18 protein-coding genes and 1 tRNA gene are annotated in these 19,734 nt (G+C 60.5%); 10 read left to right on the top strand and 9 right to left on the bottom strand.

Annotated features, from left to right (window positions below; translation table 11 throughout):
* Window positions 1-41: 41 nt before the first annotated feature.
* The 6 genes from hisF to ACA046_RS01840 all read right to left on the bottom strand — a co-directional run bounded on the left by hisF (window position 42) and on the right by ACA046_RS01840 (window position 5,004).
* Window positions 42-812 (bottom strand): imidazole glycerol phosphate synthase subunit HisF, encoded by a 771-nt coding sequence (gene hisF, locus ACA046_RS01865; RefSeq protein WP_017138643.1) that lies wholly within the window; start codon window positions 810-812, stop codon window positions 42-44.
* Window positions 813-821: 9 nt separating this feature from the next.
* Window positions 822-1,559: a 1-(5-phosphoribosyl)-5-[(5-phosphoribosylamino)methylideneamino]imidazole-4-carboxamide isomerase gene (hisA, locus tag ACA046_RS01860; protein ID WP_497675815.1), complete on the bottom strand. Its 738-nt coding sequence runs from the start codon at window positions 1,557-1,559 to the stop codon at window positions 822-824.
* A gap of 39 nt (window positions 1,560-1,598) precedes the next feature.
* Complete coding sequence (locus ACA046_RS01855; protein ID WP_003218033.1) at window positions 1,599-1,856, bottom strand: DUF2164 domain-containing protein; 258 nt, start codon at window positions 1,854-1,856, stop codon at window positions 1,599-1,601.
* Window positions 1,856-2,494: an imidazole glycerol phosphate synthase subunit HisH gene (gene hisH / locus ACA046_RS01850; protein ID WP_017478168.1), complete on the bottom strand. Its 639-nt coding sequence runs from the start codon at window positions 2,492-2,494 to the stop codon at window positions 1,856-1,858. The genes ACA046_RS01855 and hisH overlap by 1 nt, the downstream gene beginning before the upstream one ends.
* Entirely contained in the window at window positions 2,494-3,087 is a 594-nt protein-coding gene (gene hisB, locus ACA046_RS01845) for an imidazoleglycerol-phosphate dehydratase HisB (protein ID WP_003218037.1), read from the bottom strand. Before hisB ends, hisH begins: the two co-directional genes overlap by 1 nt.
* A gap of 255 nt (window positions 3,088-3,342) precedes the next feature.
* The gene (locus tag ACA046_RS01840; RefSeq protein WP_497675814.1) at window positions 3,343-5,004 is read right to left on the bottom strand and encodes an OFA family MFS transporter; all 1,662 of its coding nucleotides are present in this window, start codon (window positions 5,002-5,004) and stop codon (window positions 3,343-3,345) included.
* A gap of 294 nt (window positions 5,005-5,298) precedes the next feature.
* Between ACA046_RS01840 and ACA046_RS01835 the strand changes: the two genes are divergently transcribed.
* The 5 genes from ACA046_RS01835 (at window position 5,299) to ACA046_RS01815 (ending at window position 10,497) form a co-directional block, all read left to right on the top strand.
* The gene (locus tag ACA046_RS01835; protein WP_459025483.1) at window positions 5,299-7,515 is read left to right on the top strand and encodes an AsmA family protein; all 2,217 of its coding nucleotides are present in this window, start codon (window positions 5,299-5,301) and stop codon (window positions 7,513-7,515) included.
* Window positions 7,512-8,579, top strand: coding sequence for an A/G-specific adenine glycosylase (gene mutY / locus ACA046_RS01830; protein ID WP_497675813.1), 1,068 nt, complete (start codon window positions 7,512-7,514; stop codon window positions 8,577-8,579). The genes ACA046_RS01835 and mutY overlap by 4 nt, the downstream gene beginning before the upstream one ends.
* Window positions 8,576-8,848: an oxidative damage protection protein gene (locus ACA046_RS01825; protein ID WP_010169058.1), complete on the top strand. Its 273-nt coding sequence runs from the start codon at window positions 8,576-8,578 to the stop codon at window positions 8,846-8,848. Before mutY ends, ACA046_RS01825 begins: the two co-directional genes overlap by 4 nt.
* 103 nt (window positions 8,849-8,951) lie before the next feature.
* Window positions 8,952-9,027, top strand: a tRNA-Phe gene (locus ACA046_RS01820).
* Window positions 9,028-9,336: 309 nt separating this feature from the next.
* Window positions 9,337-10,497, top strand: a complete 1,161-nt coding sequence (locus ACA046_RS01815; RefSeq protein WP_497675812.1) for a Fic family protein — start codon at window positions 9,337-9,339, stop codon at window positions 10,495-10,497.
* A 144-nt stretch (window positions 10,498-10,641) separates the two neighbouring features.
* On the opposite strand, the gene ACA046_RS01810 is transcribed toward ACA046_RS01815, so the two are convergent.
* Both ACA046_RS01810 and ACA046_RS01805 read right to left on the bottom strand, forming a co-directional pair.
* Window positions 10,642-12,282 (bottom strand): ArnT family glycosyltransferase, encoded by a 1,641-nt coding sequence (locus tag ACA046_RS01810; RefSeq protein WP_497675811.1) that lies wholly within the window; start codon window positions 12,280-12,282, stop codon window positions 10,642-10,644.
* An 87-nt stretch (window positions 12,283-12,369) separates the two neighbouring features.
* A complete protein-coding gene (locus tag ACA046_RS01805) occupies window positions 12,370-13,335 on the bottom strand; it encodes an arsenic resistance protein (RefSeq protein ID WP_497675810.1) in 966 nt (321 codons plus the stop codon).
* 51 nt (window positions 13,336-13,386) lie between these two features.
* On the opposite strand from ACA046_RS01805, the gene ACA046_RS01800 reads away from it, so the two are divergent.
* The 5 genes from ACA046_RS01800 (at window position 13,387) to ACA046_RS01780 (ending at window position 17,960) form a co-directional block, all read left to right on the top strand.
* Window positions 13,387-13,935 carry a hypothetical protein gene (locus tag ACA046_RS01800; RefSeq protein ID WP_459025474.1) on the top strand — a complete coding sequence of 183 codons (549 nt, stop codon included), beginning with the start codon at window positions 13,387-13,389 and terminating at the stop codon, window positions 13,933-13,935.
* On the top strand, window positions 13,932-15,389 hold the full coding sequence (locus tag ACA046_RS01795) for an ATPase domain-containing protein (RefSeq protein ID WP_459025472.1): 1,458 nt from the start codon (window positions 13,932-13,934) through the stop codon (window positions 15,387-15,389). The genes ACA046_RS01800 and ACA046_RS01795 overlap by 4 nt, the downstream gene beginning before the upstream one ends.
* Window positions 15,390-15,398: 9 nt before the next feature.
* On the top strand, window positions 15,399-16,418 hold the full coding sequence (locus tag ACA046_RS01790) for a sensor histidine kinase (RefSeq protein ID WP_459025470.1): 1,020 nt from the start codon (window positions 15,399-15,401) through the stop codon (window positions 16,416-16,418).
* Between the two features lie 134 nt (window positions 16,419-16,552).
* A complete protein-coding gene (locus ACA046_RS01785) occupies window positions 16,553-17,473 on the top strand; it encodes an alpha/beta hydrolase family protein (protein WP_497675809.1) in 921 nt (306 codons plus the stop codon).
* 73 nt (window positions 17,474-17,546) lie between these two features.
* Complete coding sequence (locus tag ACA046_RS01780; protein WP_497675808.1) at window positions 17,547-17,960, top strand: hypothetical protein; 414 nt, start codon at window positions 17,547-17,549, stop codon at window positions 17,958-17,960.
* Window positions 17,961-18,095: 135 nt separating this feature from the next.
* On the opposite strand, the gene gabP is transcribed toward ACA046_RS01780, so the two are convergent.
* Window positions 18,096-19,487, bottom strand: coding sequence for a GABA permease (gene gabP / locus ACA046_RS01775; protein ID WP_459025464.1), 1,392 nt, complete (start codon window positions 19,485-19,487; stop codon window positions 18,096-18,098).
* Window positions 19,488-19,734: the final 247 nt, after the last annotated feature.

Genomic DNA, 19,734 nt, shown 5'->3' with positions numbered 1-19,734 from the left:
CCCAGAGAGTGCCGCGAGCCTGCCATGGTGTCCAGTGACGTTTAGCGAACGACGATACCGCGTGCCGCCATGTAGGCCTTGGCCTCGGGAACGGTGTATTCGCCAAAGTGGAAAATACTCGCCGCCAACACTGCACTGGCATGGCCTTCGATCACGCCGTCAGCCAGGTGCTGCAGGTTGCCGACGCCGCCGGAAGCGATTACCGGGATGCCCAGCGCGTCGCTGATGGCACGGGTCACGCCCAGGTCGAAGCCGTTTTTCATGCCGTCCTGGTCCATGCTGGTCAGCAGGATTTCACCGGCGCCCAGGGCTTCCATCTTCATCGCCCACTCCACGGCATCCAACCCGGTAGGCTTGCGCCCGCCGTGGGTGAAAATCTCCCAGCGCGGAGTTTCGCCCGGGCCGGAGACTTTCTTGGCGTCGATGGCGACGACGATACATTGGGAGCCGAAGTGCTGCGCGGCTTCGCCGACAAATTCCGGGTTGAACACGGCGGCGGTGTTGATCGAGACCTTGTCCGCGCCGGCATTCAAAAGGTTGCGAATGTCCTGCACGGTACGCACGCCACCGCCCACGGTCAGCGGGATAAACACCTGGCTGGCCATGCGCTCGACGGTGTGCAGCGTGGTGTCGCGACCGTCGACGCTGGCGGTGATGTCGAGAAAGGTAATCTCGTCGGCGCCCTGCTCGTCGTAGCGACGGGCGATTTCCACCGGGTCGCCGGCGTCACGGATGTTCTCGAACTTGACGCCCTTGACCACGCGACCGTTGTCGACGTCCAGGCAAGGGATGATGCGTTTGGCCAGCGCCATGGTCAGTCCTCAGCCTTTATAGGCGTCGCAGTAAGCCTGGGCTTCAGCGACGTCCAGGGTGCCTTCATAGATCGCCCGGCCGGTGATGGCGCCGATGATCCCAGGTGCCTTCGCGTCCAGCAGCGACTTGATGTCGCCCAGGTTGTGGATACCGCCGGACGCGATCACCGGAATCTTGGTAGCAGCGGCCAGCGCAGCGGTGAACGGTACGTTGCAGCCCTGCATCATGCCGTCTTTGGCGATGTCGGTATAAACGATGGCGGAGACGCCGTCGGCTTCAAACTGCTTGGCTAGGTCGATCACCTGGATGGTGCTGATTTCAGCCCAGCCGTCGGTGGCGACGAAACCGTCTTTAGCATCCAGACCCACGATCACCTTGCCCGGGAACTCGCGGCAGGCTTCAGCAACGAAAGCTGGATCTTTCACGGCCTTGGTGCCGATGATCACGTAGCTCACGCCCGCTTTCACGTAGTGCTCGATGGTTTCCAGGGAGCGTATACCGCCGCCGATCTGGATCGGCAGGTTCGGGTAGCGCTTGGCGATCGCCGTCACCACTTCGCCGTTGACCGGCTGGCCTTCGAAGGCACCGTTCAAGTCCACCAGATGCAGACGACGGCAGCCGCCTTCCACCCACTTTGCAGCCATGCTCACCGGGTCATCGGAGAACACCGTGGAATCTTCCATGCGGCCCTGGCGCAGACGTACGCAGGCGCCGTCCTTGAGATCGATAGCGGGAATAATCAGCATCTGGCAAACCTTATTCGATATTCAGCGTTGCTCGGGAAATCAGGGTTTCTCGAGCGCCCACAAGTCGCTTTCGATGCTTTCGAACCTTTCTTTAAGGTGCGTCTGCACATCGAAAATCGCCCTGTTGTAATAGTGCGGAGCAATTTCAGTGGTGAACAGTTCGAGGATTTCTGCGACCTCGAACGAGCCGAGCTTGAGCTCGAAGCGGTCTTCCATGAAACGCTTGATCTTGTCGGTGGCCTCACTCTCCTGCTGGGGAGTGAGGTTCAAGATCGGCGGCTTGACCTTCTTGGCCATTACCAGCGCCCGTCCCAGGCGGCGAAGTTCTGCAGCAATTGCAGGCCATGGGTGTGGCTCTTCTCCGGGTGGAACTGCACGGCAAAGCGCGAGCCGTCGGCCAGGGCCGCGGCGAAGTCGACGCCATAGTGACCGCCACCCACCACCTGGCGCGGGTTACCGGCGGCGATGTAGTAGCTGTGCACGAAGTAGAAACGCGCCAGGTCCGGCACGTTGTGCCACAGCGGGTGATCCACGGTCTGGCGCACTTCGTTCCAGCCCATGTGCGGGACCTTCAGGTGTTCGCCGTCTTCGTGCAGGTCCTTGCCGAAAAACTTCACCTGGCCCGGGAACAGGCCGATGCAGTCGACGCCGGCGTTCTCTTCACTGCTGTCGAGCAAGGCTTGCATGCCCACGCAGATGCCGAGGAACGGCCGGTCCTGGCTGACTTCACGTACCAGGCTGTCGAAGCCAAGGCGGCGAATCTCGGCCATGCAGTCGCGAATCGCGCCAACCCCTGGGAAAACCACCCGGTCGGCTTCGCGAATCACGTCGGCATCGCTGGTGATCAGTACCTTGCCGGCGCCTACGTGCTCAAGGGCCTTGGCCACCGAGTGCAGGTTACCCATGCCGTAATCGATAACCGCGACCGTCTGCATTACAGGACGCCCTTGGTCGACGGCATTTGCCCGGCCATGCGGTCATCCAGCTCTACGGCCATGCGCAGGGCGCGACCGAAGGCCTTGAACACGGTCTCGATCTGGTGGTGAGTGTTGGTGCCACGCAGGTTGTCGATGTGCAGGCTGACCAGCGCGTGGTTGACGAAGCCCTGGAAGAATTCCTGGAACAGGTCAACGTCGAAGCCGCCCACGGTGGCGCGGGTGTAGGGCACGTGCATCTGCAGGCCTGGACGGCCGGAGAAGTCGATGACCACACGCGACAGCGCTTCATCCAGCGGGACATAGGCGTGGCCGTAGCGACGGATGCCTTTCTTGTCGCCGATGGCTTTGGCAAAAGCCTGGCCCAACGTGATACCGACGTCTTCCACCGTGTGGTGGTCGTCGATATGCAGGTCGCCCTTGCTGACGATATCCAGGTCGATCAGCCCGTGACGGGCGATCTGGTCCAGCATGTGCTCAAGAAAAGGTACACCGATATCAAATCGGGCCTTTCCGGTGCCATCCAGGTTAATCGAGGCTTTGATCTGGGTTTCCAGAGTGTCGCGCTCGACGGACGCCTTACGTTCGGCCATCACCAGCTCCGCAAAATCATTGGGCGAAAAAGGTAGCCATTATAGGGGCGCGGGCGCTAAACAGAAACATCGGAGGGGATAAGACTGATGGAGTGTCGAGGATAGACATGTCAGTACAAGTGTGGGAGCAGCTTTGTGTGGGAGCGGGCTTGCTCGCGAATGCGGTGGGTCTGCCAATACATGTGCTGACTGATCCATCGCCTTCGCGAGCAAGCCGCTCCCACACAAGCCCGCTCCCACAAGGTTTACGCGGTGTTAGTGGAACAGTACTGCGGTTTTCTGCAGGGTGACCCACACGCCCCACGCCAACGGAATACCCACCACCAGCCAGGCGGCAACCGCCAATGGCACGCTGCCGGAGGAGGCTTTCCATTCCAGCACGGTGCTGGAATCGGCGCCCTTATCGTGGCCCAGCGCCTGTTCGGCAGCCAGTTCCGCGTCGGTCATGAAGTACTTGTCTGCCACCGGCCGTACCAGCAGGTTGCAGATAAAGCCCAGCACCAGCAGGCCGGCGAGGATGTACAAGGTGATGTCGTAGGCCGCAGCGCGTTCAACGCCGATGCTCAACTGGTACTCACGCAGGTAGTTCACCAGCACCGGGCCCAATACGCCCGCCGCTGCCCACGCCGTCAGCAGACGACCGTGGATTGCGCCCACCATTTGCGTACCGAACAGGTCTGCCAGGTAAGCCGGGACGGTCGCAAAACCACCGCCGTACATCGACAGGATGATGCAGAACGCAGCCACGAACAGCGCGACGTTGCCCAGGTGACCCAGGTTAGGAATCAACGCGTACAGGGCAAAGCCCAATGCGAAGAACACGAAGTAGGTGTTTTTACGGCCCAGGTAGTCGGAGAACGACGCCCAGAAGAACCGGCCACCGATGTTGAACAGGCTCAACAGCCCGGTAAAGCCGGCTGCGATAGCCGCGATGGAAGCCAGTTGACCGGCATCCAGTTGGCCAAACGTCAGGCCGTTACCCAGCAACTTGCCGCCGAACACTTCCTGCAGCAGCGGCGAAGCCATGCCGAGGATGCCGATACCGGCCGATACGTTCAGGCACAGCACCAGCCACACCAGGCGAAATTGCGGGGTTTTCCAGGCCACGTTCACGTGCACGTGACGGTGGGTGATCATCGCGTTGCTGGCTTTTTTCGCCGGGGCAGTCCAGCCCTCAGGCTTCCAGCCGGTGGGCGGAACGCGGTAGGACAAGGCGCCGCCGATCATGAACACGAAGTAGATCACGGCCATGACCACGAAGCTCTGCCACACGCCAACGCTGGTTGGCGAGGCGAAGTGGCCCATCAGGGCAGCTGCCAACGGGGCGCCAACCATCGCGCCGCCGCCGAAGCCCATGATCGCCATGCCGGTGGCCATGCCGCGCTTGTCCGGGAACCACTTGATCAGGGTCGAGACCGGCGAGATATAGCCCAGGCCCAGGCCGATACCGCCGATGACCCCGGAGCCGATCCACATCAGCCAGATCTGGTGGGTATAGATCCCCAGCGCAGAGATCAGCAGGCCGCCGCACCAGCACAAGGCCGACACGACACCGGCTTTACGTGGCCCGGCATGTTCCAGCCAACCGCCCCAGATCGCTGCCGAGCAACCCAGGAAGATGAAGAACAGGGTGTAGATCCAGCCCAGCATGGAGATGGGCCAGTCGCATTGAGACGAGAAGACCTGGCTGATAAAGCTCATGTCCGGCGCACAGGCGACCGGTGCGGTGATACCCAGCGCCTTGGACAACGGCAACCAGAACACCGAGAAGCCGTAGGCCATGCCGATACACAGGTGGATGGCCAGGGCGGCCGGTGGTACCAGCCAACGGTTGAACCCGGGCTTGGCGATAATGCGTTCCTTGGACAGGACCGCAGGCTGTGCAGCAGTATGACCCGCCGCAGTGCTAGTGCTCATTGGTGTTTCCCCCAGTTATTAGTATGTGTCCGTCGGGCGCTCTCTCCCTCGGCCTTACACGCAAGGCGTGGCCGTTTTGTTGAGTAAAGCTCCTTTTAACGCGACGTTTAGTCGCAGACGGCAGACGAACATGTGCAGATTAGCATCTGTGGATGACAGAAAAACCAAACTGATATCACCTTTCTGGAGTTATCTGATTTGTTTGACGCCATGTAACGATCCCTAAACAGCCATAGGGCTACGAGCGTTATACTCTGCGGCTAAATTTTAAAATCGACATACAAGGACTCGCCCATGAAAGCGTTCGGCAAAATCCTGGGTCTGGTACTTCTCGGGCTGTTGCTGATCATTGTGGCTCTAGGCTTTGCCCTGACCCATCTCTTCGATCCCAACGACTACAAAGACGAGATTCGCCAGATTGCCCGCGACAAGGCCCACATCGAGCTGACGCTCAATGGCGACATCGGGTGGAGCCTGTTCCCCTGGCTCGGTCTTGAATTGCACGAGGCCAGCGTTGCGACCCTGACCAATCCGACCCAACCGTTTGCCGATCTGCAGATGCTCGGCTTGTCGGTGCGCGTCCTGCCGCTGCTGCGCCGTGAAGTGCAGATGAGCGATGTGCGTGTCGAAGGCTTGAACCTGCGCCTGAACAAAGACGTGCATGGCCACGGCAACTGGGAAGACATCGGCAAGAACGTGCCCGACGCGGGCACTCCCGCCACAGCGCCCGCCGTCACTGAAGCGGCCACGCCGCCCAAGCCTGAAAAGCCGCCGCAGCCGATCCGCCTGGACATCGACAGCCTGACCATCAACAACGCCCGCGTCGAATACAACGACGAGCAGACCGGCAAGCAGTTCAGCGCCGAAAGCATCCAGTTGAGCGCCGGCGCCGTGCACGAAGGTGCAAGCATCCCGGTGAAACTCACCGCATTCTTCGGCACCAACCAGCCGCTGATGCGCGTCAAGACCGAGGTCAACGGCAACTTGCGGATTCAGCGGGCCCTCAAGCGCTACCAGTTCGAAGACATGAAAATCACCGGTGAAGCCACCGGCGAGCCGTTGCAAGGCAAGACTGTGAGCTTTTCGACCCAAGGCCAATTGCTGCTGGACCAGTCCGCCAACATTGCCGAATGGACCAACATGAAGCTGTCGCTGAACCAACTGCGCGCCCTGGGCGAGCTGAAGGCCAACGACCTGGACAAGACCCCGCAACTCAGTGGCGCCCTGTCGATTGCCCAGTTTGACCTGGCCAAGTTCCTCGACAGCGTCGGCAATCCACTACCGCCGATGGCTGCCGGCAGCCTGAGCAAGGTCGAACTGGTCAGCCGCCTCAAGGGCACGCCGACCAGCCTGGCGCTTGAAGACCTCAACCTGAAACTCGACGACAGCACCTTTACCGGGCGCGTGGCCGTGGATGATTTCGCCAAGCAGTCCCTGCGAGTGCAGCTCAAGGCCGACACCTTCAACGCCGACAACTACTTGCCGGCCAAGTCCGAAGCCGCCAAAGGCGCCGCAGCCGCGCGCCAGGCTGAAGTACAGAACAGCGAAGCCGGCGCCATGGCGGCCGGCGGCACCACACCGCTGCCGGACGCTCCGACCAAGGCCGCGTGGAGCAACGACAAGTTGCTGCCACTGACCCGCCTGCGCACCCTGGACGTGAATGCCGACCTGTCCTTCGGCCAGCTCACCCTGAGCCATTTGCCGATCCAGAACGCCGCCCTGAAAGCCTCCGGCCTCGATGGCCAGCTCAAGCTCGACACCCTGAGCGGCGGCCTCTACAACGGCACCTTCCAGGCCAACGGCAACCTTGACGTGCGCCAGGACATCCCGCTGCTGGCGCTGCAAACCCGCATCAAGCAAGTGCCGATCGAACGCATCCTGCAAGCCCAGGGGCAGAACCCGCCGGTGAAAGGCCAGCTCACCCTCGACAGCAACCTCAATGGCCGCGGCAATAGCCAGAAAGCCCTGATCGACAGCCTCAACGGCACTGCCAGCTTCGCGATCAACAATGGCGTGCTGCTCAACGCCAACCTTGAGCAACAGCTGTGCACCGGTATCGCCCTGCTCAACCGCAAAACCCTCAGCGGCGACCAACGCGGCAAGGACACCCCGTTCCAGGAGCTCAAAGGCAACCTGACCTTCCGCAACGGCGTGGCCAGCAACCCCGACCTGAAAGTGCGCATCCCGGGCCTGACCGTCAACGGCGACGGTGACGTCGACCTGCGCGTACTGGGCATGGACTACCGCGTTGGTATCATCGTCGAAGGTGACCAGCGCGAAGTGCCGGACCCGGCTTGCCAAGTGGGCTCCAACTTCCAGAACATCGAAGTCCCGCTGCGCTGCCGTGGCCCGCTGGAACTGGGCGCCAAGGCGTGCCGCCTGGACAAGGACGGCTTGAGCCAGGTCGCGATCAAGGCGGCGGGCAACAAGCTCAGCGAGAAGCTTGAACAGAAGCTCGACAAGGTGAATCCACAGTTGAAAGACGCTTTGAAAGGCCTGTTCAAACGATGAGAAACGAGCAGTTTTCAACGGCGGTGCTCGACTGGTACGACCGCCACGGTCGCCATGACCTGCCCTGGCAACAGGGCATCACGCCTTACCGGGTGTGGGTCTCGGAGATCATGTTGCAGCAGACCCAGGTCAGCACCGTGCTGAACTACTTCGACCGGTTCATGGCGTCATTGCCAACGGTCGAAGCCCTGGCCGCCGCACCGGAAGACGAGGTGCTGCACCTGTGGACCGGGCTGGGTTACTACACCCGGGCGCGCAACCTGCAAAAGACCGCGAAGATCGTCGTTGCCGAATACGGCGGCGAGTTTCCCCGTGACGTCGAAAAGCTCACCGAACTGCCGGGCATCGGCCTGTCCACCGCGGGCGCGATTGCCAGCCTGAGCATGGGCCTGCGGGCGCCGATCCTCGACGGCAACGTCAAACGTGTGCTGGCGCGCTTTACCGCGCAAGAGGGTTACCCGGGCGAGCCGAAGGTCGCCAAACAGCTGTGGGCCACCGCAGAGCGCTTTACGCCCCACGACCGCGTCAACGCCTACACCCAGGCGATGATGGACATGGGGGCCACCCTCTGCACCCGCAGCAAACCCAGTTGCCTGCTGTGCCCGCTGGAAAAGGGCTGCGAAGCCCACATGCTCGGCCTGGAAACCCGCTACCCGATCCCCAAACCGCGCAAGACCGTGCCCCAGAAGCGCACGCTGATGCCGTTGCTGGCCAATGGCGAGGGCGCGATTCTGCTTTACCGCCGCCCTTCCACAGGCCTGTGGGGCGGCTTGTGGAGCTTGCCGGAGCTGAATGACCTGGCAGACCTGGAACACCTGGCCAACCAGCACTCGCTGGCGCTGGGCAAGCACCAGGAACTGCCGAGCCTGATTCACACCTTCAGCCACTTCCAACTGGCTATCGAACCCTGGCTGGTCCAGGTCCAGGAGTCTGCCCACCACGTGGCCGAGGCTGACTGGCTCTGGTATAACCTCGCCACCCCGCCGCGCCTGGGCCTTGCCGCCCCGGTAAAGAAACTGCTGAAGCGCGCGGCTGAAGTATTGAACGCAGGAGTTCCGTCATGACCCGCACCATCATCTGCCGCAAGTACCACGAAGAATTGCCCGCCCTGGAACGCGCCCCGTTCCCTGGCGCCAAGGGCCAGGACATCTTCGACAACGTCTCCGCCAAAGCCTGGGCCGACTGGCAAAAGCACCAGACCCTGCTGATCAACGAAAAACGCCTGAACATGATGAACGCCGAAGACCGTAAATACCTTCAGGGCGAGATGGACAAGTTCTTTTCCGGCGAAGATTACGCCAAGGCCGACGGCTACGTTCCACCTGCTGAATAATTGATCAAATGTGGGGGTTGGCCCGTAAGCGACGGTAATAATTAAATATTTTTTGAAAACTTGCTTGACGACCCCCTGAAAAACCAGTTTAATGCGCCCCGTTGCCCAGATAGCTCAGTCGGTAGAGCAGGGGATTGAAAATCCCCGTGTCGGCGGTTCGATTCCGTCTCTGGGCACCACTAATTAGTTTCAGGTGGTGCAAACGTCATCTGAAACACACAAGAAACCCGCCTAGTGCGGGTTTTTTGTTGTCTGGGATTTGTGGTCGCTCACTTTCATCTGCTGTGCGCTTCCAAAAGCGTCTCCAGACCGGACCCGTACGACACGGTGCAGAGAGTTTTCCACTTCCAGTCACGGACAATCCTACTTATCTCAATGGCGCTTTTGAGATAGTGTGGTTCCTAATTAGGTACCAAGTGCCCAATCCATAGGCACCAAAGCACCTACTATTCGAGATACCTCCTCAACTCATCCGAGATAATTCTTCCATGGCCGAGTTTCTTCACCACGATCTCGAGCTTTTGAACCCGTCGTTCGATTCGGGTCTGGTTGACGTATTGAGCGAACTGGAACACCTGCGGCGCCTGCAATTGGGTGGGGACACACCGCCTGCCGTTTTCTTCCAGCTGAAAGAGCTTTTCCATACGCTGGAAAGCCTGGGGTCCGCACGAATCGAAGGCAACCACACGACCTTGGCCGATTATATCGAAAGCAAGGTTGAAGGAACGGCGCAGGCAACCGACCAGTTGCGCGAAATCGCGAACATCGAAAAAGCCATGGAATACATTGAAAGCGTCATGGAAGGGGGCACGGAGCTCACCGAGTTCGCTATCCGTGAGCTTCACTCAATGACAGTTCATGACCTGCAGCGCGAGGGAGACCGCACGCCCGGCGCTTACCGTGAAGGCGGGGTCCGTATCGCTCAGTCACAGCATCTGCCGCCTGACGCAGTAATGGTGCCTGGATACATGCAAGAGCTGGTCGCCTTCATCAATAAAAAAGACCCACCCAAATATGACCTGATGAAGGTTGCACTCGCCCATCATCGATTCGGCTGGGTTCACCCGTTCGGCAACGGAAACGGCCGAGTGGTACGCCTTCTCACCTATGCGCTGCTGATGAAGTACGGCTTCAATGTCAGTACTGAAGGTCGAGTACTTAACCCTACTGCGGTTTTTTGTATTGATCGGGAAAGGTATTACTCAATGCTGTCGACCGCCGACACAGGCACCAAAGAAAGCCTTGAAGCCTGGTGCATTTATGTTCTGGGTGGCATTAGAGATGAGCTGGAAAAGGTAAACAGGCTGACTGACTACCGCTACCTGACCCAACACGTTTTGGCACCCACTGTCGCGATGGCAAAAGAGCGAGGCTGGATTACGCCGTCTGAGGAGAAAATCCTGACTACCGCAATCCAGTTGAAGGTGGTCAAGTCAGGTGATATCGCCAAGGCGTTGCCAAAACTTTCCGCGGCACAGAGAACCTACCAAATAAAGAAATTAGTCGACCAAGGCATGCTACTGCCCATTAGCCCTGGCGCGCGGCAATACACCATCGGCTTCTCAAACAATTATTTGATAAGAGGCGTCATCAAATCACTTCGCGAAGAAGGCTTCATACCGGAGCAGTTGGAGAATCCCTACGCATAGACGACATAGACGGCCTGACATAGCGCCTCAGCCCGAGCAATTCAGCAATAAGGAACGAGGACCCCGCCATGACCACCGCACTGCCAGACATCGTCACGCCCGCCTACACATGGACGCACCTCCACGATGAATACGGCAACTGAGTTACTTCAGCAGGAACACCAGCAGTGGATTGTCATTCAACCGCCCATTGAACACCGGCGCCATATGCTCCAGCGGCGTGCCGCTCAGCAATGCGGTTTGCTTGCGCTCCACAATCACCCAGGCGGGGCGCGGCAGCGTGTCCACGAGCAACGGTTCGTTGCGCCCAATGAACAACGGCTTCTCGTCGTGATCCAGGTTCATGATGTAGCGAATCGCCCAGGTGTCTTTGGCGAGATCCACAAACACCAGGGTCCCCGGCGTATCGGCACGCAGCTTCTCCACCGCGCCAACAAAGTTCTTGGTGTCGAATTGCAGGTCCTTCGCCGGCTCCACCACCTTCACCAGCACCAGCCATTGGGTCGCCAGCGCAATCAGGCTGAGCACCACCAGGCGCTGGCCGAGACTGCCCTGCAACCGGCGCCAGGCAATCACGGCAGCCAGTTGCAACACAATCAGCACACCCACCAACGCCGGCACTGAAACCTCGGGCCAGTAACCGTGTTTGTGCCACAGGAGCCGACAGACGAACACCACCACGATGCCCAGCACCGGCAACACAGCCACCAGCCACTCATAGCCACGACGCACCCCGAGCAGCCAGCTTTGGGCCTGGAGCAACCCATAGGCGGCCACTGCGGCAAACATCGGCACCATGGGCACGATGTAATAGGCGCGCTTGAAGTGCGGGATGGACAAGCCCAGCAAAATCATCAGCCCGCAGGCAGCCAGGCGCAGCATCAGTTGCACGTCGGTATCGTCGTTACGCGACGACCATTTGTGGCGCAGGGCAATCATTGTCGCCAGCGCCAGCGGCACCACCGGGAAATAGCGGTACAGGCTCAACTTGAAGTAGAAGTAAAACGGCTCGCCGGTCTCGTCGAGGCGCCCGGCGAATTGCATCCGCAGCACATCATCGACGAAGGCATCCCCGCCGCTGATCCGCGCCAGCTTCAGCAATACCCACCAACAGCCGGCCAGCAGGACCAAGCCGACCACGCCGTGGGCTATCACCTTTTTCAGCAACGAAATCCGCTCTTCCCGCGTACGAGCCGTGCCCAGCGCCCAGTAGACGCAGGCCACCCCACACACCTCGATCAGCCCCAGCGGCCCGCGAATGGCAAACGCCACCACGAACAACGGAAAGATCGCGTATTGGCGTAACAGCGAGCCCAGGCGCTCGCCGGTATGCAGCAGGTAGAAACAGCCCAGGCACAGCAACGAGATCATCTGGTCCAGGCACACCGAGCGCGACTTCTCCAGCAATTGCGCGGTCAATGCGGTGAGCAGCACCGTCAGCAGCGCCCACGCCCGGCCCGACGGCACCAGCAAGCGGTAGATCAGCGCCATGACCCCGGCAGACGCCAGGGCGGTGGGCATCACGTTGGCCAGGTCGTTGGGGGCGCCGAACAAGCGGGCAAAGAGGTAACTGAGGTAGGTCGCGGTGCCCGGGTAGTCCGGGTACGGCTCACCGTAGGTGGTAGGAAACAGGCTCGCGCCGTGGCGAAACATCTCTTGCATGAACACGGCCCAGCGGCCGTCGAAGCCTTGCGGCTGCTGGTCCCAGATGCCCAGGGTAAACAGCAGCAAGGCGATAAGGAAAATGCCCAGCGATTCCATTCGAAAGCGATTGTGTTGATCCATTATTCAGCCTGTCAGGTGGTGTAAACCGGTCCATGTTGCCGAACCCCACGCTGAATGCCCCCTGAACGGAATCAAACATTCATCAGCCTAACGACGAGCGGGCCAGATCAGCAGCGGCATCAGCCGGATGTAGAGCAGCTCTCCCACCAATTCCACCAGGGTTTGCGTGATCACCGCGGCGGCGGCAAGCCCGCGGATGTCTTCAGGCAATGCCAGCGCCAGCGGCAGTACCACCAGAGAATTGCGTGTGGACGCGCTGAAGGTGACCGCCCGCGCGGTGGTCGCCGGTAGTTTGAACAGTCGCGAAGCCAATGCCCCCATCAGCGGGGCCAGTAACAGGAAGCCGATATACGCCGGGATCACCGGCGCCAGCAGGCCGATATCGCGGACTACAGCGGTAATCTGCGAACCGATCACCACCATCAGCACCAGCGCCATGGCCGGCACAGGCAGCCAGGCCCACGCATCATTCCAGGCGCTGACAAGGCCTGATCGCCGGGACAAGGAAGTCGTCAGCACCGCCAGAATCATCGGTGCAACGATCAGCAGCAGGAACGCCTCGACAAACGGCCCCACCGCCACCACCACCTGCGACTGCGCGCCCAGGATCAACCCCAGGTACACCGGCAACAGCAGCAGCTGGAGCAGCAACAAGATCGGGGTCGCGGCCAGCATCAACCGCGAGTCGCCCTTGCCGATGTGGGTGAACACCACCACGTAGTCGATGCATGGCGTCAGCAGCACCAGTAACGCGCCGATCAGAATCGCCGGGTGATCCACCAGGCCACGGGTCAACGCCCACACCAGCAGCGGGATCAGGATGAAGTTGGCCAACAGCAACGCGGCCATGAAGCCCTTGTTACTCAGGCCCTGGCGCAACTCCAGAAAAGGAATTTGCAGGAACATTGCGTACATCAACACCGCAATGGCCGGCGTGACCCACGCACTCAATCCCTGCGCAAATGAAGGCGCCAGAAGCCCGGCAACAACCGCGACGATCACCACACAGAAGTAGATCGGTATCTGATTGTGCTCAAGTGCATCGCGATTCATTGGCGCTTTATTCCGGGCTAAAAGGTCGCAAGCCTAGCATCGGCGGGCCTCATGTCGAGCATCCAAACCAAGCCAATTGAACGTTATGCCAGCACACGGGCAAATGAATCTCTATGCCCGTATAGAAGGTGTACCATCAAGGCTGCATTCAACCACAATCAGTCAGCCATGCCCCCGGAAAGCGAAGAGAGTAGCCAGATAGTCGCCTCTCTGGCGCAGCGGATGGGCGGTAATTCCGGCCCGTCACGGGCAACTGATGCAATTATTGCCACGCTGCAGGACATCGACAGCGCCCTCACCCCGATTATCGGCCAGCACGGCGTTGCCGCCCTGTACCGGCGCAGCCTGCTGTTGTGCGCCGCCGGCCATCCGCGTCTGGCCGGCAGCTTTGACAGCCTGCCCGCCGGCGACATGACCGCCCTCAAAACCCTACTGCTTGAGCAAAGCGAAGCCGACAGCCTGTTTTTTGGCGAAACGCTGCTCAAGACACTCTATGAGTTGCTGACCACACTGATCGGGCCCTCGCTCACCGCACGCTTGCTGCGCGCCGTGTGGGAAAACTCTTTGAGCGGCAACCCTGCGCAGGATACTTCGCCATGAGCAGCAAAGTGACAATCAACCGCCTGGCCACCGGCGTGCCAGGCCTGGACGAGGTGCTTGGCGGAGGTTTGCCGGAGTTTTCGTTCAACCTGATCGCTGGCCCTCCGGGTTGCGGCAAGACCACCCTGGCCCACCAGATGATGTTCGCCCTGGCCACCCCGGAACGCCCGGCACTGTTTTTCACCGTACTGGGTGAGCCACCGCTGAAGATGCTGCGCTACCAGCAGCAGTTCGATTTTTTCGACAGCGAGGCCATTAATCACTCGATCCGCTATATCAACCTGGCCGACGACACCCTGGCCGGTGACCTTGATGAAGTACTGCGGCGCATCGTCGTCGCGGTGGAAACCCATGCCCCGGCACTGGTGTTTGTCGACTCGTTCCGCTCGGTGGTGCTGGCCAGCCAGACCCAGGACAACCCCAACAACAACCTGCCGCAGTTCGTCCAGCAACTGGGCATGTTGATGACCACCTGGCAGGCCACCACCTTCCTGATCGGCGAGTACTTCACCGAAACCGACACCAACCCGATTTTCACCGTGGCCGATGGCTTGATCTGGCTGCGCCAGAGCGTGCAGCGCAACTCCATGGTGCGCAAAATGGAAATCATGAAGATGCGCGGCCAACCGACATTGCCGGGGCTGCACACCTTCCGCATCGCGACGTCAGGCATCAAGGTGTTCCCACCTGCAGCAGCGAACGCTCCGGCAGCACTGACGCCGTTATTGCCGCGCCTGAAAATGGGTGTACCGCGCCTGGATGAAATGCTCGGCGGCGGCCTGCCCCGGGGTTATTCGTTGCTGGTGGCCGGCCCTTCCGGCTCCGGCAAAAGCATCCTCGCCTCGTCGTTCCTTGCCGAGGGCGCGCGCAACGGCGAAACCGGCGTGATCGCGGCATTTGAACAGCGTCCCAACCACCTGCAAAACGCAGTGCTCGCGCAACTGATTGAAAACGATCAAGTGGGCCTGGTGGATAGCCGCGCGCCAGATCTGTCGATCGATGAAGTGGTGCATTTGCTGCTCAATGAAATCACCCGCCTGAAGGCTACCCGCGTGGTGATCGACTCGCTGTCTGGCTTCGAACTGGCCTTGGCACCGACCTTTCGCGATGATTTTCGCGAGTCGCTGTCACGCATGGTCACCGCCCTTACCGGCGCGGGCGTCAGCGTGTTGATGACCTCCGAGCTGGAAGACCGCTACACCGACCTGCGCTTCAGCCCCTACGGCACGGCGTTCCTCACCGACGCGATCATTGTGCAGCGCTACATCGAAGTGCAAAGCCGCCTGCTGCGCATCATGGCCGTGGTCAAGGTGCGGTCCAGCGCGCACTCCGATGAACTGCGCCAATACCACATCGATGACGACGGCCTGCAAATCGGCGAACGCCTGCCCGACCAGGAAGGCCTGCTCGGCGGCCGCCCCACCCGACAGCACCCCGGTACCGTCAATGTGTGAATCACGCTCATGAGCGCGGCCGATGACAAGAACAAGAACGCCGTGGCCAGTGCCGCGCGCGAACTGTTCCTGCTCGGCCAGAAAACCGTCGAGGCCCGTGCCGTGCTCGCAGGCCTGCAACAAGAGCTGGCCGACGTCAAAAATCGTTTGGGTGACAACCAGCAAGTCGAGCATCTGGTGGAGGCAAATCAACAACTGGTCCTCGCCATTCTACTTGCCCAATCCGACGCCGCGCCGTCCAGGCACACGGAGCAACAGCAGCTGTCCCAGGAAATGCGCGAAGCCAATGCGCAACTGGTGATTGCGGCCCTCAGCGCCCAGGAACTGCAAGCCTCTGCCGAACGGGCATTGATTCAACAAAAGAACATCCTGGCACTCGTGGCCCACGAACTGCGTAACCCGCTGACGCCCATCAGCATGATCGCCGGCCGCCTGGCCCGCGTCCCCAGCGCCGAACTGCCCCGCATGCAATCGTTGATCGAAGGCCAGGTGCAGCACATGTCGCGCCTGGTGGAAGACCTGCTGGACGTGTCCCGCGCCAGCACCGGCAAACTGCGACTGGACTGCACGGTGCTGGACATGACGCCAATCATCGAGCGGGCCATTGAAACCTGCACGCCGTCGATGATCGCCCAGAAATTGCACTTCACTTCCCAGGTGCCTGAAGAACCCTTGATGATCAACGGCGACCCGATTCGCCTGGCGCAAATCCTCGGCAACATCCTGGGCAACGCCACCAAATACACACCCGCCGGCGGCATTGTGCGGCTGTCGGTGACGCTGGAGCGCAAAGTGCTGGTACTGAGCGTGATCGACACAGGCATCGGTATCTCGGCCCAGGCGCTGCCGTTTATTTTTGATCCATTTGTCCAGGATGTGCATGCGGTGGGTTTCAACGGTGCCGGTCTGGGGATCGGCCTGACGGTGGTCCGCGAACTGGTGGAAGCCCACGGCGGCACGGTGATCGGCATGAGTGACGGTGATGGATTGGGTAGCGAATTCGTGGTGACGTTGCCACTGGCACAGTAGGACGGCAGGCGCCAAAACCCCGAGGAGAAATCCTCGGGGTTTTTTATTGCGCGAAATTTGTTAGCTTCAAGTCCTTATAAAACTGCGCACGGGCCTTTGACGCCCCATCGAAAGCGCAAGCACCGAGCCCGCCCATGAACCTGCCAACCCGCCCCCAGCCTGAAGCCTTTCGCGAACCTGCTGCCGATGGCCATCCCATTGGCGGCTTCACCTGGCGGCACATCCGGACTGATCCCGATCGCCCCGTGGTGATCATCAACGCCGCCACCTCCGTACGCTGCCGGCACTATTCGCGTTTTGCCGATTACCTGTTTGCCAATGGCTTCGACGTCATCACCTACGACTACCGCGGCATCGGCGAATCCCGCAACGGCTCGCTGAAGGGGTTCAAGGCCTCATGGACGGATTGGGGCGCGCTGGACTTCGAAGCGATCCTGCAGCGGGCCCAGCGGGAGTTTGCCGGCCAGCCGATTGATGTGGTCGGGCACAGTTTTGGCGGGTGCGCGGCGGGACTCGGGGCTTCCGGAGCGGTGATCCGGCGACTGGTCACCGTGGGCGCGCAGTTTGCCTACTGGCGCGACTACGAGGCGAACGGGCGATGGCGAATGTTTGCCAAATGGCATGTGGTGATGCCAGTGGTAACGGCGGTGTTCGGCTACTTCCCAGGCAAGCGCATGGGCTGGCTCGAGGACACACCGGCAGGTGTGGTGCGCGATTGGAGTACGCCGACGCCGGGTTATGAACAGCGCCCGAGCGGGCGAGCCTTGGGTGAGTTGCCATTTTCTCGGGTGAAGGCGCAGGTATTGGCCATCAGCATTACCGATGATCCGTTTGGCACCGTCGCAGCAATCGAGCGCCTGCTGGGTTACTTCGAAGGCAGCGAGCGCACGCATCTGCGGATCGCACCTGAAGATATCGGCGAAAAAGAGGTCGGACATTTCGCGTTCTTTCGCAGCCAGTATCAGGATCGGTTGTGGCCGATTGCGTTGGCTTGGCTACAGCGGGGAGAGTTGGCCAACGACACTCCGGGGCGCCAAGTGACGGATCGCACCTAGAAAGCCTTGGGATTTCCCCAGACCTGCGCTTCAATACCCCACCCCCAGATCCTGACACCAAGGACGTGAGCCCATGGCCTCGCCGAACAAGCAGCAAAAACGCGCCCACCGGGCAAAAGCCAAGGCCAAGCAGAACCGCACCCAACGCGCCGTCGCTACCAAGCCGGACGCCTTTGCCGGCGATGACAGCCGCATTGATCTTGAGTCGGTGGATTTGACCGAGCTGTTCCTGGAGATGCGCACCGCTGGCGAAACCAGCCAACAGGCGCTGTGTGCGGTGTTCCTGGCGCACCCGCTGTTGGCGGTGGTGCTGGAGCAGGAAGGTGAAGAGGAAGCGACCGACTTTATCCTCGCGGCGCTGATCGAGTATCGCCAGTGGGCCACGGATACCGAAGATGAAGCGGCAGCGCTGGCGTGGGTTGAATCGCCGGAGTTTCAGGCTGATTACGTCGCAGCCTCTCAAGCGCTGGCTAATTCCGAAGACTGATACAAAACGAACTGTGGGAGCGGGCTTGCTCGCGAATGCGGTGGATCAGTCGACATTTGCGCTGACTGACACACTGCCTTCGCGAGCAAGCCCGCTCCCACATTTGATCAACGGTATTCCGACGAAAGCATTCCGTCAGTTAAGCACCGCAGCCCCAACCTTCCGGCCCTTGCGCCGACGCGACACAATCAGCCCCGCTGCAATCACCAGCAAGCTCAGAACCCCGGTGGCCATGATCTCCACCCGATGCGCTTCCTGAAACAGCATGATCGTCAGCACGCCCACGATGAACACGATCACCGCATACGTCAGGCCCGGGAACAGCCACATCTTGAAGGCAATCTTCTCGCCCGCTTCCGTGCGCTTCTGGCGCATGCGCAGTTGCGACACCGCGATCACCAGGTACACCAGCAGCGCGATGGCGCCGGAGCTGGCCAGCAGGAATTCAAACACCGCCGCCGGGGCCACGTAGTTGGCGAATACTGCCAGGAACGCCGCGCCGGTAGACAGCAACACTGCCCAATAAGGCGTGCCGCTCTTGTTGGTGATCTTGGACACCGCCGGTGCATCACCGCGACGGCCCAGGGAGAACAGCATGCGTGAAGCGGTGTACAGCGCCGAATTCAGGCAGCTGGTCACGGCCACCAACACCACCAGGTCGACGATCAGCTTGGCATTCGGAATGCCCATGCGTTCCAGCACGGTCTGGTAGGAACCGACCGCTGCCAGCGCAGGATCATTCCATGGCACCAGGGCCACAACGATGAAGATCGACACCAGGTAGAACAAGCCGATCCGCCAGATCACCGAGTTGGTGGCCTTGGAAATCTGCTGGCCAGGGTTCTTCGATTCAGCGGCCGCGATGGTCACGATCTCGGTGCCCATGAACGAGAACATGGTGGTCAGGATCGCCGCCAACACCGCGCCCATGCCGTTTGGCAGGAAGCCTTGGGTGTCGAACAGGTGCGAAACGCCGCTGACCTGGCTGCTCGGCAAGAAGCCGAAAATCGCCAGGATGCCGAGGATCACAAAACCGATAATCGCCACCACTTTGATCAGCGCAAACCAGAACTCGAACTCGCCGTAGTTCTTCACGCTGAACAGGTTGGTCGCCGTCAGCAGCAAGGTGATGATCAGTGTGAAGGCCCAGATCGCCACGTCGGGGAACCAGGCGTGGAGGATGGTCGCGGCGGCGTTGGCTTCCAGCGGAATCACCAGCACCCAGAACCACCAGTACAGCCAGCCGATGGTGAAGCCGGCCCAGTGACCAATCGCACGGTCGGCATAAGTAGAGAACGAACCCGTATCGGGCGATGCCACGGCCATCTCGGCCAGCATGCGCATCACCAACACCACCAGCGTACCGGCGGCCGCATACGCCAGCAGCACGGCCGGGCCTGCGGCAGCAATCGCGTGGCCGGAGCCGACAAACAAACCGGCACCAATAACGCCGGCAATCGACAGCATGGTGACGTGACGCGGTTTGAGCCCCTGTTCGAGGTCATTGGAGCTTTGCGTACTACTCATTGACACACCTTTGCGAGGAATTGCGAATACGGTCCACCCGGCCTGAGGTCTTTCTCGTGAAAAGAAACCAACGGGGCGTTCTTTATTTTTTACGCAAGATTTGCGCCAAAATGTTACAGAGCCGCGATTGACGCGGCCTGTAGGGAAACTCAACAGCTCCCGTAAGTCACTGACACTAATGGCATTCCGCTATAGCGTTACTGTGCGACCCACATGAAGTACGAACAGGCGCACCAAAAACACACAC

The sequence above is a fragment of the Pseudomonas sp. LBUM1641 genome (genome assembly GCF_059716235.1).
The sequence above is the reverse complement of the archived record's forward strand: the minus strand, read 5'-3'. Positions and strand labels throughout refer to the sequence as shown.